This is a genomic window from Micromonospora sp. M61 (assembly GCF_018070245.1).
Taxonomy (GTDB): Bacteria; Actinomycetota; Actinomycetes; order Mycobacteriales; family Micromonosporaceae; genus Micromonospora; species Micromonospora zamorensis.
Genome location: NZ_JAGPYA010000019.1, coordinates 83,314 through 95,939 on the forward strand (window position 1 = coordinate 83,314; position 12,626 = coordinate 95,939).

Annotated in this window: 15 protein-coding genes and 1 pseudogene; 7 read left to right on the top strand and 9 right to left on the bottom strand. The window is 70.4% G+C overall.

Going from position 1 to position 12,626, the window contains the following annotated elements; genetic code table 11:
• Positions 1 to 10: 10 nt before the first annotated feature.
• The 8 genes and pseudogenes from KBX34_RS13610 to KBX34_RS33565 form a co-directional block, all read right to left on the bottom strand.
• Positions 11 to 544: an AAA family ATPase gene (locus tag KBX34_RS13610; RefSeq protein WP_210925222.1), complete on the bottom strand. Its 534-nt coding sequence runs from the start codon at positions 542 to 544 to the stop codon at positions 11 to 13.
• 132 nt (positions 545 to 676) lie between these two features.
• On the bottom strand, positions 677 to 1,381 hold the full coding sequence (locus KBX34_RS13615) for a hypothetical protein (protein WP_210792535.1): 705 nt from the start codon (positions 1,379 to 1,381) through the stop codon (positions 677 to 679).
• 205 nt (positions 1,382 to 1,586) lie between these two features.
• A pseudogene (locus KBX34_RS13620) lies at positions 1,587 to 1,730 on the bottom strand (LPXTG cell wall anchor domain-containing protein); the annotation flags it as partial.
• A gap of 45 nt (positions 1,731 to 1,775) precedes the next feature.
• Positions 1,776 to 2,681 carry an aminopeptidase gene (locus KBX34_RS13625; protein WP_210925224.1) on the bottom strand — a complete coding sequence of 302 codons (906 nt, stop codon included), beginning with the start codon at positions 2,679 to 2,681 and terminating at the stop codon, positions 1,776 to 1,778.
• A 67-nt stretch (positions 2,682 to 2,748) separates the two neighbouring features.
• Positions 2,749 to 3,606 carry a patatin-like phospholipase family protein gene (locus KBX34_RS13630; protein ID WP_210925225.1) on the bottom strand — a complete coding sequence of 286 codons (858 nt, stop codon included), beginning with the start codon at positions 3,604 to 3,606 and terminating at the stop codon, positions 2,749 to 2,751.
• A gap of 84 nt (positions 3,607 to 3,690) precedes the next feature.
• Positions 3,691 to 4,335 (bottom strand): class I SAM-dependent methyltransferase, encoded by a 645-nt coding sequence (locus KBX34_RS13635; protein WP_210792532.1) that lies wholly within the window; start codon positions 4,333 to 4,335, stop codon positions 3,691 to 3,693.
• 15 nt (positions 4,336 to 4,350) lie between these two features.
• On the bottom strand, positions 4,351 to 4,575 hold the full coding sequence (locus KBX34_RS33560) for a DUF5565 family protein (RefSeq protein WP_247671794.1): 225 nt from the start codon (positions 4,573 to 4,575) through the stop codon (positions 4,351 to 4,353).
• A 3-nt stretch (positions 4,576 to 4,578) separates the two neighbouring features.
• Complete coding sequence (locus tag KBX34_RS33565; RefSeq protein WP_247671779.1) at positions 4,579 to 4,929, bottom strand: hypothetical protein; 351 nt, start codon at positions 4,927 to 4,929, stop codon at positions 4,579 to 4,581.
• A 160-nt stretch (positions 4,930 to 5,089) separates the two neighbouring features.
• Between KBX34_RS33565 and KBX34_RS13645 the strand changes: the two genes are divergently transcribed.
• The 7 genes from KBX34_RS13645 to KBX34_RS13675 all read left to right on the top strand — a co-directional run bounded on the left by KBX34_RS13645 (position 5,090) and on the right by KBX34_RS13675 (position 11,912).
• Entirely contained in the window at positions 5,090 to 5,494 is a 405-nt protein-coding gene (locus tag KBX34_RS13645) for a VOC family protein (RefSeq protein ID WP_210925227.1), read from the top strand.
• 252 nt (positions 5,495 to 5,746) lie between these two features.
• Complete coding sequence (locus KBX34_RS33570) at positions 5,747 to 6,094, top strand: DUF4240 domain-containing protein (protein WP_282102633.1); 348 nt, start codon at positions 5,747 to 5,749, stop codon at positions 6,092 to 6,094.
• Positions 6,095 to 6,226: 132 nt separating this feature from the next.
• Positions 6,227 to 6,979 (top strand): ABC transporter ATP-binding protein, encoded by a 753-nt coding sequence (locus KBX34_RS13655; protein WP_210925229.1) that lies wholly within the window; start codon positions 6,227 to 6,229, stop codon positions 6,977 to 6,979.
• Positions 6,976 to 9,522 carry an ABC transporter permease gene (locus tag KBX34_RS13660; RefSeq protein ID WP_210925231.1) on the top strand — a complete coding sequence of 849 codons (2,547 nt, stop codon included), beginning with the start codon at positions 6,976 to 6,978 and terminating at the stop codon, positions 9,520 to 9,522. The genes KBX34_RS13655 and KBX34_RS13660 overlap by 4 nt, the downstream gene beginning before the upstream one ends.
• 121 nt (positions 9,523 to 9,643) lie before the next feature.
• Positions 9,644 to 10,861 (top strand): sensor histidine kinase, encoded by a 1,218-nt coding sequence (locus tag KBX34_RS13665; protein WP_210925233.1) that lies wholly within the window; start codon positions 9,644 to 9,646, stop codon positions 10,859 to 10,861.
• The gene (locus KBX34_RS13670; RefSeq protein WP_210925235.1) at positions 10,861 to 11,505 is read left to right on the top strand and encodes a response regulator transcription factor; all 645 of its coding nucleotides are present in this window, start codon (positions 10,861 to 10,863) and stop codon (positions 11,503 to 11,505) included. Before KBX34_RS13665 ends, KBX34_RS13670 begins: the two co-directional genes overlap by 1 nt.
• A gap of 50 nt (positions 11,506 to 11,555) precedes the next feature.
• On the top strand, positions 11,556 to 11,912 hold the full coding sequence (locus KBX34_RS13675) for a VOC family protein (protein WP_088951194.1): 357 nt from the start codon (positions 11,556 to 11,558) through the stop codon (positions 11,910 to 11,912).
• A 17-nt stretch (positions 11,913 to 11,929) separates the two neighbouring features.
• Here KBX34_RS13675 and KBX34_RS13680 read toward each other — a convergent pair whose 3' ends face one another.
• Positions 11,930 to 12,547 carry a pyridoxamine 5'-phosphate oxidase family protein gene (locus KBX34_RS13680; protein WP_210925237.1) on the bottom strand — a complete coding sequence of 206 codons (618 nt, stop codon included), beginning with the start codon at positions 12,545 to 12,547 and terminating at the stop codon, positions 11,930 to 11,932.
• Positions 12,548 to 12,626 lie beyond the last annotated feature (79 nt).

Consider the following 12,626-nt stretch of genomic DNA (forward strand, 5'->3'; position numbering starts at 1 on the left):
CACGTTGAGGTTAAGCACCTGAGCTTCCTGCGGTAGCTCGGAGGACGATCTGCACGGCGGCTTGCGCGGGAGTCAGGTGCGTGGTGTCGACGACCTCGGCCTCGGCATGCAGCCACGTGCGGGCCGCCTCTGCGTAGGGCTCGAGGTACTTGAGACGGAACGGCGACGGGACGGTGTGTTCCCCCTCGATACGCCTGCGGAGGGTGTCTTCGTCAGCGTGGAGGACGAAGTGCCTTACTGGGATCGCATGTTCGCCGAGACCCGTACTGATTTCGCGCCAGTACTGCTCGACCAGGACAGTCATGGGCATCACCAGAGTGCCGCCGGTGTAGTCGAGCACGTGGCGGGCGGTCTCGACGACGAGCTGCCGCCACGGCGGCCAGTGCTGGAAGTTGTCAGTCTTGGGCAGCCCCGGCGTGATGTCCATGAGCGTCTCGCCGACCTTCTCGGCGTCGAATACCCGTGAATCGGGAATCAGTTGCTGCACGAGCGCGCTGGTCGTCGTCTTGCCCGCGCCGTGGGTGCCGTTGAGCCATACGATCACGGGACACATTAACGCGCGTGGGCAACCGGACGACCTGTACAGGACTTGTAAGCGAGGCGTCAGGGCCCTGCCGAGCAGCCAAACCGGCGAGCATGAGCGGACGATCGCGGAGGAACTGCGGCAGCGCGGTTGTCAAGCGTTGCCACCAGACCCGAGTAGCAAGCTGACCTGAGCCAACGTGCCTGGCGACATAACCCCAGGGCGCCGGAACGCGTGCCTGGTCTCGCTGATCCGCCCGTCCGGGGTCAGAGTCCAGTGCTGCGGACCCCAGCAGCCCTGCTCATCAAGGAGTATGCGGGCCAGCGCCCCGGTCTCTCCAGTGGCGCCGCAGGCGGTCAACATCGCAGCGAGGACGTCGTCCGCGTCTGAGGGGAGTTCCGCGTCGCTCATGATCGGCAGCAACAGGAGGAAGGTGTGGGGGTCAAGGCGCGGAGCCGATCCGGCTTCGGCCGCCGAATGCGCGACAGCGAGCAACTCCGGCCAGCACAGCCCAGGTCCCCTGAAGCAACCTTCGACAGTTGCCAAGGGCACCGTCGCCTTCCATGCAGGATGGTGCAGCAGGTAGTCGAACCCGTGTTCTCCGGGAAGGTTGCGGTAGACGACATGGAGCAGGTGCCCTGCCGAGAGTGGGACTGACAGCACTGGCCACTGGCGCTCATCGCTGACCCGTTCAAAAAGCTGCAACAGGTCGGCCTCGCTGACTCCGAATCCCGCACACAACGGCTCTTCGACGCCGTTGGTGCATTGCAACAGGTGGCTCGCCCAGAACAGTGGCTCGTCTACCAGGTACGCCCCATTGACCAAGGGGTCGTCTTCATAGCCTGGGATCTTGGGCATCGGCCGATTCTGGCAGAGATCTCAGACCCCAGCGCGCCGCCAACAAGCCGCCATCAGACAAGCGCCCACCACGAGCTGGCAGGGAGGCCAGCCGGGTGTCGGCGGATGCGCGATCCTCCTACGCCTTCGGGTCGGACGAACCTCGCCGGAACAGCGCCGATGGCGCCCGGCCCGATGAAGCATCGAGCCGGGCGCGATCGGGTGGTTATGCCACGAAGCTGGAACGGCGACGGCGTCCGATCAGGTAGCCCGCGCCGCCGAGGAGCAGAAGCGCGCCGCCAATGCCGGCCACGGTCGCGGTGTTGGCACCGGTCACGGGCAGCCCACCGCCCTCACCGTTCTCGCCGCCCGGGGCGCCCATGCCTTTGCGATCAACGGTGTTGATCTGGGTGTATTAAGCCGAAGGGCCGTCATCCTCAGCGGCATCGCGGCCTTCGTCGCCCATCAGCAGCAGGCCCATCCGGTCCGTGGCCTCGCGAGAGCTGTGCAGTGCGCCGACGGCCGTCAGCCCCGTCCCGGCGAGCGGGATCATCGTCTCCACGGCCGACGACACCTGAAGGGAGTCTTCCGTCGCCGTGCTCACCGCCATTCCCAATTCCAGGAAGGCGTCCTGGTCAGGATTGGCCATCTCCCACCAGCCCGACCACATCGCAGCGAGATCCGAGTACGCGTTGGCTGCTCCGAGTGACAGTAGGAACAGCCCCACCGGCAGCAGCCAACGCCGGTCGGCCCGCCACCCGGAGAGCGCGAGTGCCCCCATGGCCACCAGGGCAGCGAGCAGCGTTGGCCACACCGTCCCGAGCAGGTCCGACAGCGGATAGCGGACGAATTCCCGGGTGGAGTCCAGCCCGAACCAGGCGAGCAGCAGCAGCGCGAGGGCTGTCGTCGCCGCACCCCGCCGCCTGCCGCGGGACGGTAGTGACAACACGCCCGCCACGAGACAGGCAACGCCGAGCGCCAGACCCAGCGCGGCGAGCCGTTGCCGGTCGATCGAGTCCCGCCATGGCCCCAATATGGACGCCTCCGCTGCTGGTCCGTATGACACCCAGCCCACTTCGAGGACCTGCTCCTGATACCAGAGCAGTCCCATTACCTCCACCACGGCGAGGAGCCCGATACCGCCGGCGACGGCCCACCGTACGCGGCGCGCACTGCGATCCAGCAGGACGTAGGCGAGCAGTGCGAGCAGCATGACCAGGCCGAACTGCATCGACGCGCCTGGCATGGCGAGCACCGCCGCCGCAGCCGAGAGCAGACCGCCCGCGACGGACGCGACGAGGAGGCCGATCGGAAGACGCATGGCGGAGATCGTGACACGTGAGTCGGAAGTGCGTAGCCCTAGCATCGGCACTTGACCCCGGGCCGGCCTACGAGTGGCTGGTGGTGGCAAGTGCGGCAGCCACACGTGACGCCTCACGCCGACCCTGCTCGCGGGCGGCGGCGACAAGCGCGGGCACGACGGACCTGTCCATCACGTTCCTTCCCTGCGCTCGTCTGGACGCTGGATCCCGCAGGAGCAGTTCCACCCGGCGGGTTTCGCCCAGTGCGGCCCGCTGCTTGGCGATGCGCGCCCACGGGCCGATGGCGGCGGTGCTGGGCGCGAGGGCGACCACCGGGCCGACCCCGGGAGCGAGGTCGAGGTTGAGAGTCGAGCGCATGCCCCCGTCCATGTACCGGTGGCCGTCGATCGTCACCGGCGCGCTGGAGAGCGGCATGGCGCAACTCGCGGCGACGGCGTCCACGAGGGAGACACCATCGTTCCGGGTGATGGTGCGGCTGCTGCCCGACTCCGCGTCGACGACGACGATGCGCAGGTCGGCGTCCTTCCAGGTGTGATCCGGCAGGCGGGCTTCGGCTGTCCGGCGTTGTCGTGACGGGTCGGGGGTGGGCGTGGCGAGGGCGAGGCGACCGAGGCGGCGAGCGGCGTGCTCGGGGGTCCGGGCGAACAGTTGCGCTCGGGCGAGGCGCAGGAGGTCGAGGAGGCCCAGTGCGGTGGAGGTCTCGTGGGCCACGCCTTGGCGTTGACGTTCGTAGAGCTCGGCCAGCGGTGTTCCGCTGACGATCTGTGCTCCCACGACGGCGCCGGAACTCGTGCCGATGAGCACTGCCTCCGGGGTCACTGTCACGCCCTCGTCCGCGAGTCCGGCGAGGACGCCCACCTCCCAGGCGATGCCGGTCACTCCGCCGCCACCGAGCACCCAGACGGGCCGCGTGTCGTCCGTCATCAGTTCCTCATTCAGGTCGGTCAAACCGCTAACAGTGTTCGCAGTTTCAGTCTAACAGGGGTTCCGGAGGGCTGGCAACGATGATCAGGGCTCTCGTCGTCCGAAGATGATGCCGCCGAGCCTGCTCTCCGGTGAGGTGAGAGTCGTCTGCGACTCGACCCGGAATCCGCTGTCGTGCAGCCAGGCCGCCACCTGGGCCGGCTGGCGACGATGGACGTGCACCTTCATCGGATGGCCGCCGTACCCCTCCGTCTTGAGGGTCGTCTCGTCGCCCACGTGGAAGCCGAGCAGCAGCGGACCACCGGGACGCACCACCCGACGGAAGTGCGCGAACACCGCGCCGAGCTGGTCATCGGGGATGTGGATGAGCGAGTACCAGGCGATCAGGCCGGCGACCGACCCGTCGGCCAGGTCGAGATCCGTCATCGAGCCCACCTCGAACCTCAGGCCGGGATGATCGCGGCGGGCCACGGCGATCATCCCGGGTGAGAGGTCGATCCCGAAGGCGTCGACGCCGAGCGTGCGCAGATGGGCGGTGATGCGTCCCGTCCCGCAGCCCACATCCGCGACCGGCCCGCCACCGACGCCATCCACGAGCTCGGCGAACAGCCTCAGCGCCGCCCGTTCGTGCGGTGCCTCCGACAGCAGGCCGCTCACCAGGTGTGCGTAGCTGACCGCGACAGTGTCGTAGGAGGTGCGGGTGTCTGCCAACCAACCGTCAACGTCCACCTCGGAGACGCTAGATCAGAGGGGAAAGTCGCGACGCTTGAGCTTCGCCATCCGGCCGTCCGGGTGATGCCACACGACACCCTCCCAGTCCGGGTGAGCCAGGAGCCATGCGCGCAGCCCGTCGTGGTCCAGCGGTGCCTTCTCCAACTCGTCGTCGTCGCCAGACGTGCAGAAGCCGTGGCGGATGAGCTGGTGGCCCGCGACCTGCTCCGGATTGCCGTTCACCTTTGGCCCGACCAGCTCCTAGGTCGCGCCGAGCTGTGGGCCGGCGAACTGATCCGCGTCGACGATCGCGTCCAGAGCCTCGGCGTGGAACGTGGCGAAGGACGACTGCTCGACCGGCTCCCAGCCGACGGTCTTGCCGGTCACCTCATCGGTCATGACCGGCTGGTACCCCGCTGGTGTGGCCCTGCCCGGCTTCACCTCGCGCCGGGCCCACCAGCGCTCGCCGTCGTACATCACGCAGGTGCCGTCGTACTTCCGGGTGGCGGTCCCCTCGCCGTCGAGCACCCACTGGCAGTCCGGGTGGACATCCGACGTCACCCGGCGCATGTCGTCCGGGTCGCGGAGGAACAGGGTCGGGATCTTGCGCACGCTCGGCGTCCTCTCCTGTCCGGCAGTCGTTGGTCGCCGGCTCCGCACAGCATGAAGGAGCGGCGATATCGGCCGCCACGTCTTATCGTGGCTTCGCGAACCGGGTCCGGAGCGGTCATGCTGCGACGGTGCCCGTCCGACGATCTGGAGGCGTCCACCCATGACCTTCGTACCGATGACCGTCAGCCTGCCCATCGCCGACCGCGCCACCTCGTACCACTTCTATCGCGACGGTCTCGGCCTCGACCCCGTCGGCGAGCTGGCCGACGACGGCCTCCCGGAGCCGTTGCAGTTCGTGGTCAACGACGGTCTGCGGCTGATGCTGGTCCCGACCGGGGGCTTCGGTTGGGTGATCGGCCGGCACGAGGTCGCCGCGCGGGGGCAGAGCGAGTGCGTGCTCAGCCTCGGCGTCGCCTCGTCCTCCGACGCGGATGCGATCGTCGAGCGGGCGCGCTCCGCGGGCGGCGAGGTGGTCACCGAGCCGCAAGCCCAACCCTGGGGGTACGCGGCTGTGTTCGCCGATCCCGACGGTCACCTGTGGATGGTGTCGACCGCCCCGGAGTGAGCATGCCGCCAGGCGACCGGAAGTGTCGGTGGTGGTCGATACGGTCCGGCGGTGACCGTGACCACCGATGCCCCGCCGACCATGCCCACCTCCGCCGACGAGGCCCGACTGTGGGCGCTCATCGAGTCGGCGTAGGCCGAGCTGGGCCCCGAGCCCCTGGCGCTGCGGCGGGCCCTCGTCGAGCGCGACCCCGCCGACGATGACGGCGACGACGGCCCGTCCTACGCGATCGGCGACTGGCTGGACCGTTTCCTGGACCGGCTCGGTCACCTGAGTGCCGAGCTGACCGGGCAGGAGTTGACGGATCTCGACCGGGTGGTGGAGCGCAAGCTGCACGACATCGATCGGGAGGACGTCCACGAGGTGACCGACGGGTCAGACGATGGCTTCCTCTACTGCCGGGGCTTCATCGTCGCGCTCGGCCGGGGGTTCTACGAGGCGGTTCGCGCCGATCCCGCCATGGCCCTGCCGGACGCCGAGTGCGAGAGCCTGTGTTACTTCTTCGCCCATCTGCACAACGACCGGTTCGGTTCATGGCCGGAGACCGGCTCCGGCATCTCCCGGGAGTCGTTCGGCAACCCCGCCGGTTGGTCGGCCTGACCGAGCGGCGTGTCGACCATCATCTGGCACGACCCGGACCGAGGTTGATCAGCCGACGGTAGGGATTTCCCCACCACAAGATCATGGGTCGCCGTGTGTTTCGGCAAGGCCATCTCGATCAGGCTTTCCACCATGCGAAACAGTGGTACGACCTCCGCGGGCCGTAGGCCGGTCGTCGAGGTGATCGACGTGACGAAGACCTACCCCGGCGGCGGTGGTGTCCGGGCGTTGGATGGCGTGTCGGTCGCCTTCGAGGCCGGTTCGTTCTGCGCGGTGATGGGCCCGTCGGGCTCGGGCAAATCCACACTCCTGCATTGCGCGGCGGGCCTGGACCGACCGGACAGCGGCCGCGTGCTCCTCACCGGTCAGGACATCGGCGGGCTCCGTGAGCCGCAGCTCACCCAGGCGCGGCGGCGGGTCGGGTTCGTCTTCCAGTCGTACAACCTGCTGGACGCTCTGTCGGTCTGGCACAACATCCTGCTGCCGCAGCGGCTGGCCGGGACGCGACCGGACCGGGACTGGGCGCGGGAGGTGATACGCCGCGTCGGGCTCACCGGGCGGGAGAACGACCGGCCCGGCCAACTGTCCGGCGGTCAGCGGCAGCGGGTCGCGCTCGGCCGCGCCCTGGCCAGTCGGCCGGAGGTCATCTTCGCCGACGAGCCGACCGGGGCGCTGGACCTGTCGACCGGCCGTGAGGTGCTCGGACTGCTGCGCGAGGCGGTGGACACCACCGGCACGACGATCGTCATGGTGACCCACGACCCGGCCGCCGCAGCGTGGGCCGACCGCGCGGTGTTCCTTGCGGACGGTCGGATCGTCACGGAACTCGCCGACCCGACCGCCGAGAAGGTCGCGGCGCAGATGATGGCGGTGACCGCCCGATGATCCGGCTCGCTCTCGGCAGCCTTCGCCAGCACCGCGGCGCGTACGCCGGCACGTTCTTCGCCGCGATGCTGGCCGTGGCCCTGCTCGCTGGCGGCGGTCTGCTGCTCGCCTCCGTGCTCACCGCAAAGCCGCCGGCAGATCGGTTCGCGGCGGCGGCGGTCGTCGTGTCGGGCGACCGCGACGTCACCCTTGAGAAGGTCACCATTAAGGAGAAGAAGGACAAGGTCAAGGTCAAGCGCAAGGTCAAGTCGGAGCGGCTCACCGGCGCCGGCTCGCTGCCAGCGGACCTCGCCGGCCGGATGGACGGCCTTCCGGGCGTCGCGACCGCGGTCGCGGACGTCGCCTTCCCGGTGCAGGTGCGTACGCCGGAAGGACGTCCGCTGCGCGGCGCCGACGACGCTCCGGTGATCGGACACGGGTGGGCTTCGGCGCCGCTGACGCCGTACTCGCTGCGCACCGGCGAGGCACCCGGCCCCGGCCAGATCGTCATCGACGCCGACCTTGCCAGCCGCTCGGCTACCACAGTGGGCGGACGTCTCATCGTCACCACGAAGACCGGCGTCCGCGACATGACCGTGTCCGGCGTGGCCGCGCCGGCCGGGCGGGACGGTCTGCCCGCCCAGGCGGCGCTGTTCGTCGCCGACGACGAGGTGGCGTCAGTGTCCGGGCTGCCCGGCCCTACCGCGGTGGCCGTCCTGGCCAGCCCCGGCGCCGACCCGGTAGCGCTCCGTCATGCCGTCGAGGGGGTCGCCGGGAAAGCGCCCGTGCTGACCGGCGCGGACCGGGTCCACGCCGACCTGCCCGGCGCCCTGCCGGACTACATCGGTCCCATCTCGATGTTCGGCTTCGTCATCGGCATCACCGCTTTCTCGGCCGTCTTCGTCCTCACGGGCACGGTCACGCTCGGCGTACGTCAGCGCCTGCGCGAGCTGGCTCTGCTGCGCACCTGCGGCGCGACCCCCGGTCAGTTACGCCGTCTCCTCGGCGTGGAAAGCGTCCTGCTCGCCGGGGTCGCCGCACTGCCGGGTGCGCCGTTGGGCGTGGTGTTCGCCCACCTGGTGGCCGCCCGGTTCCGGGACCTGGGGGCGGTGCCAGCTCAGTTCACCGTGCGGACCGACGTGATCGTCCTCGTCGCCGCCACGGTGGCGGGAATGCTGGTGACTTTCGTCGGTGCCCGGATCGCCGCCCGCCGAGCGGTGCGGATCGCGCCGACGCAGGCACTCGCCGAAACCGCAAACGCGCCGACCGGCGGCCTCGCGCCGCGGGCCGCCCTCGCGGTGGTGACCAGTGCTGGCGCGATCGCCCTGCTCGTCTTCGTTCCGCTCGACGGGCCCCTCGGAATGGGCATGAGCTTCGTGTCGTCCGCCCTGCTGCTGTGCGCGGTCGCGGCCCTCGGTCCGCTGCTGATCCGGGTGTTGACGGCGCCGCTGTCCCGCCTCGTCGGTGCCGGCGGCGCGACCGGTTGGCTGGCCGGCCTGGTCACCCGAGCCGAGCCGCGACGGGTCGCGGCGGTCGCCGTCCCGCTCGTGCTCATGTTCGCGATCAACGCCACCATGCTGCTCAACAGCGCTCTGCTGGAGGAGCTGACCGCGCGGGAGCAGGTGGACCGGACGGCATCCGCGACGGCGCAGGTCACCGCGGCGGGCGGGCTTCCGCTCAGCACCGTCGAACGGCTCGTCGCTCTCGACGGCGTGACCGGGGCGGCGGCGACGTTGCCGACCCGGGCCATCGTGGAGCAGGGCGGCAAGCCCGAGGACTACGTGACGCAGGGTCTGCTGGTGGCCGGCACCGAGAAGGCCCTCGACCTCGACCTGCGCGCCGGGACACTGCCGGGCACGGGCACGTTCGCCGCCAGCGAATACATCACCGGCCAGTACGGCTGGCGGGTGGGCGACGAGGTGCGGATCTGGCTCGCCGACGGTCACCAGGTCAACCTGCGCCTCGCCGGGGTGTACGCCCGAGCCCGTGGCTTCGGTGACCTGGCGCTGCCCGCGAGCCTGGTGGCGGCGCACGACCCGCGTGGGCTGGTCAGCACGGTCGGGCTGCGCTATCGCGGCGACGTACCGGATCGGGTCGCCGCCTCGTGGCCCGAGCTGCTGCTGACTCCCACGCTCGGCGCGGCACCGGCCGGGGACGCGCAGAACCAGCAGGGCGCCTGGGAACTCATGGTGGTCATCTCCCTCGGCTTCACGGCGATCGCCGTCATCAACACCTTCGCCATCGCCATCGCCACCGCCGCGCGTCGCCGCGAATTCGCCGATCTGCGGCTGGCCGGGGCGACGACCGAGCAGCTCCACCGGCTCGCCGGACGCGAGGCGATGATCACGGTCAGCGCCGGGCTGACGCTGGGCATCGCGGTCACCGCGATCGTGGTCGGCGCGTTCAGCACTGCCCAGGACGGCACGTTACGGGTGTTCGTCGACGCCGGCACGTACGCGGGAATGCTCGGTGCTGTCGCGGCACTCGGACTGGTCGCGGGTGCCGTACCGGCCCGGGTCCTGCTGCGGCGGCGCAGCCTGCCGGCCCTGAGCGATGGACGCTGACCGTCGTCCCGACCGGATTGCCGCTCGGACCCGTCTCCTGGATCGTCGGGGGTCGGGGTCGGGGCCGGTCGGCGGTCGTCGGCCCGGTCCGTGCCGGCACATCGCAGGTACGATCGCCGCGATGATCCGCACAACGGTGTCGGCGCTGACGTACCTGGTCAGCAGCCTCGTCGCCGGTGTCGTCGGCCTCGCCTGGGCCGTGGTGTCCACCCTCGGCGTCGGTCTGCTGGCGATCACGCAGCTCGGTGGGCCGGCGTTCCTTGGTGCCACCTGGGTGACCCGGCGCCTCGCGGACCTGGAGCGGCAGCGGGCTCGTTGGATACTCGGCACCGCAATCGCCGTGCCGTACCTGTCGATCGAGGGCGGCACCGTCCGGCAGCGGGTCAGCCGGGTCGCGGTGCAGCCGGCCACCTGGCGTGACCTGGCCTGGCTGGTCGCGTTGTTCCCGCTGGGCCTGGCTGGCGGGGTCGCCGCCATCGTGGTCACCGTCGTCGACCTCGCCGCCGTCGTGGCGCCGCTGTGGGCGTGGGCGGTGCCGAACCCGCACGCGCCGTTCCCGATGCGTCCGCTCATGACGACCGTGCCGGGTCGGTTCGGCCTGACCGTCCTCGGCGTGCTGCTGCTCCCGGTCACCGCATGGTTCCTGCGAACCGCCGGACTGGCCCAGGCCCGGGTGGCCCGGGCTCTCCTGGCTCCCGGCGCGCACCGGCACCTGGTCGAGGAGGCCGCCCGCCTCGCGCAGACGCGCCGCCGGGTCGTCGATGCGCAGGCCGCGGAGCTGCGCCGGATCGAGCGGGACCTGCACGACGGCGCCCAGGCCCGGATCGTGGCCGCCGGCATGACGCTGGCGCTGGCCGCCCGCAAGCTGCGCATCGGTGCGGCCGCCGGATCCGACGTCGACCTGGCCCGCCAGCAGCTCGACGATGCCCTCACCGAGCTGCGCCGGCTCGTACGCGGCATCCACCCGCCGATCCTCACCGATCGAGGGCTGCACGCTGCTGTCGCCGCCCTGGCCGGCGACAGTCCGCTGGCCGTCGAGATCCGGGGCGATCCGAACGACCGTTACCCGGCGGCGGTCGAGTCGGCGGCCTACTTCGTCATCGCCGAGGGTCTTGCCAACGCGGGCAAGCACGCCGACGCCCGCACCTGCGTCGTCACCCTCTCCCGGACCACCGGCACGGTCACCGTCACGCTCACCGACGACGGGCAGGGCGGCGCCGACCCGTCCGGTTCCGGGCTCGACGGTCTGCGCCGTCGTGTCGAGGCGCTCGACGGCCAGCTCTTCATCACCAGTCCACCCGGCGGTCCCACCGTCCTGTCCGCGGAGCTGCCCCACTGATGCGCATCGTGATCGCCGAGGACCTGTTGCTGCTCCGGGACGGCATGGTGCGGCTGCTGACCGACACCGGCCACACCGTCGTCGCCGCCGTCGACACCGCACCCGCCCTGCTGGCGGCCGTTGCCGAGCACCGACCCGACCTGTCCATCATCGACGTTCGCCTGCCACCCGGCTTCCGCGATGAGGGACTCCGCGCCGCGCTGACGCTTCGGGCCACCGACCCCGACACCAAGGTGCTCATCGTCTCCCAGTACGTCGAGCGGGCCTACGCCGTGGAACTGCTCGCCGACGGTCGGGGTGGTGTCGGTTACCTCCTCAAGGACCGCGTGATCGCCCTCGATGATTTCCTCGACGCCGTGGAGCGGGTCGCCAAGGGTGGGACCGCCCTGGACCCGGAGGTGGTTCGGCAGCTCTTCACCCGCAACAGCCACAACCACGGAGTCGACGGGCTCACCGCCCGGGAAGGGGAGGTGCTCGGCCTCATGGCGCAGGGCCTGTCAAACGCGGCCATCTGCGCGGCGCTCGTCCTTGCGCCGGTGTCGGTGGAGAAGCACATCACCAACATCTTCGCCAAGCTCGACCTGCCACCCGCCGAGGACGCCAACCGGCGGGTGCGTGCGGTCCTCGCCTACCTCAACCACTGATCACAGCCTGCGGGAACGCCGGATCGATCCTCCGGCGTTAAGGTCACCTCGTGACGGTACGAGGGCTGCGGCGGATCATCGTGTCGGTGGCGGATCGGGAGCGCGCGCTGGCGCTCTACCGGGATGCGTTGGGGCTGACCGAGAAATACAGTGCCGGCGAGATGGTGGCCCTGGCCGTTCCGGATTCCGGGGTCGAGCTTCTGCTGCACGAACGCCCGCCCACGCCCGGGTTGGCCGGCGTCGCGGTGAGCTTCCTCGTGTCGGATGTCGACGCGGCGACCGCTGCGGCGGTGAAGGCCGGTGCCCAGGTCGTTGACGCGCCAGCTGATCAGCCCTGGGGTGAACGACAGTCGGTGCTCACCGATCCGGACGGCCATGTCATCTGCTTGGTGACGCCAGCGGCCTGACCGCCCGCCGGCTGGGGTCAGGCGTAGATCTTGGTGGCGTACTCCGGGCCGTAGTGCCGTTCCAGGTCTTCGAGGCTCTCCACCGGCGCCTCGACCTCCTTGATCAGGCGTGCTCGCGACGGCAGCGCGTCGGGCTGCCAGGTCTCCGGCTTCCACAGCGCGGACCGCAGGAACGCCTTCGCGCAGTGGTAGAAGATCTGCTCGATCTCCACCACCACGGCGAGCACCGGCCGGTGCCCCTTGACCACCATGTCGTCGAACCAGGGCGCGTCGCTCACCAGGCGTGCGCGCCCGTTGATCCGCAGGGTGTCGGTCCGCCCCGGGATGAGGAAGAGCAACCCGACGTGCGGGTTGTCGAGGATGTTGCGGTAGCCGTCCGCCCGCTTGTTGCCCGGCCGTTCGGGCAGCGCGACTGTCGTGTCGTCCAGCACCAGGGCGAATCCGGCCGGGTCGCCCTTGGGGGAGACGTCGCAACTGCCGTCCGCGCCGGCCGTGGCCACCAGGCAGAACGGCGAGGCGGCGAGCCATTCGCGGTCCCGCTCGTGCAGGCGGTTGCGTTCCTTGTTGGCGGCCCGCGCGGTCGGCACACCGAGCAGCTCGCGTAACTCCTCGTGTGAAGTGATCTCCACCGTCACGTTGATCCTCCCTCAGGCGTTGACCCGTTGGCGGGCACCACCATTGTCAGCCTAGGCCGCCGTGACCAGCGCGAGGTTT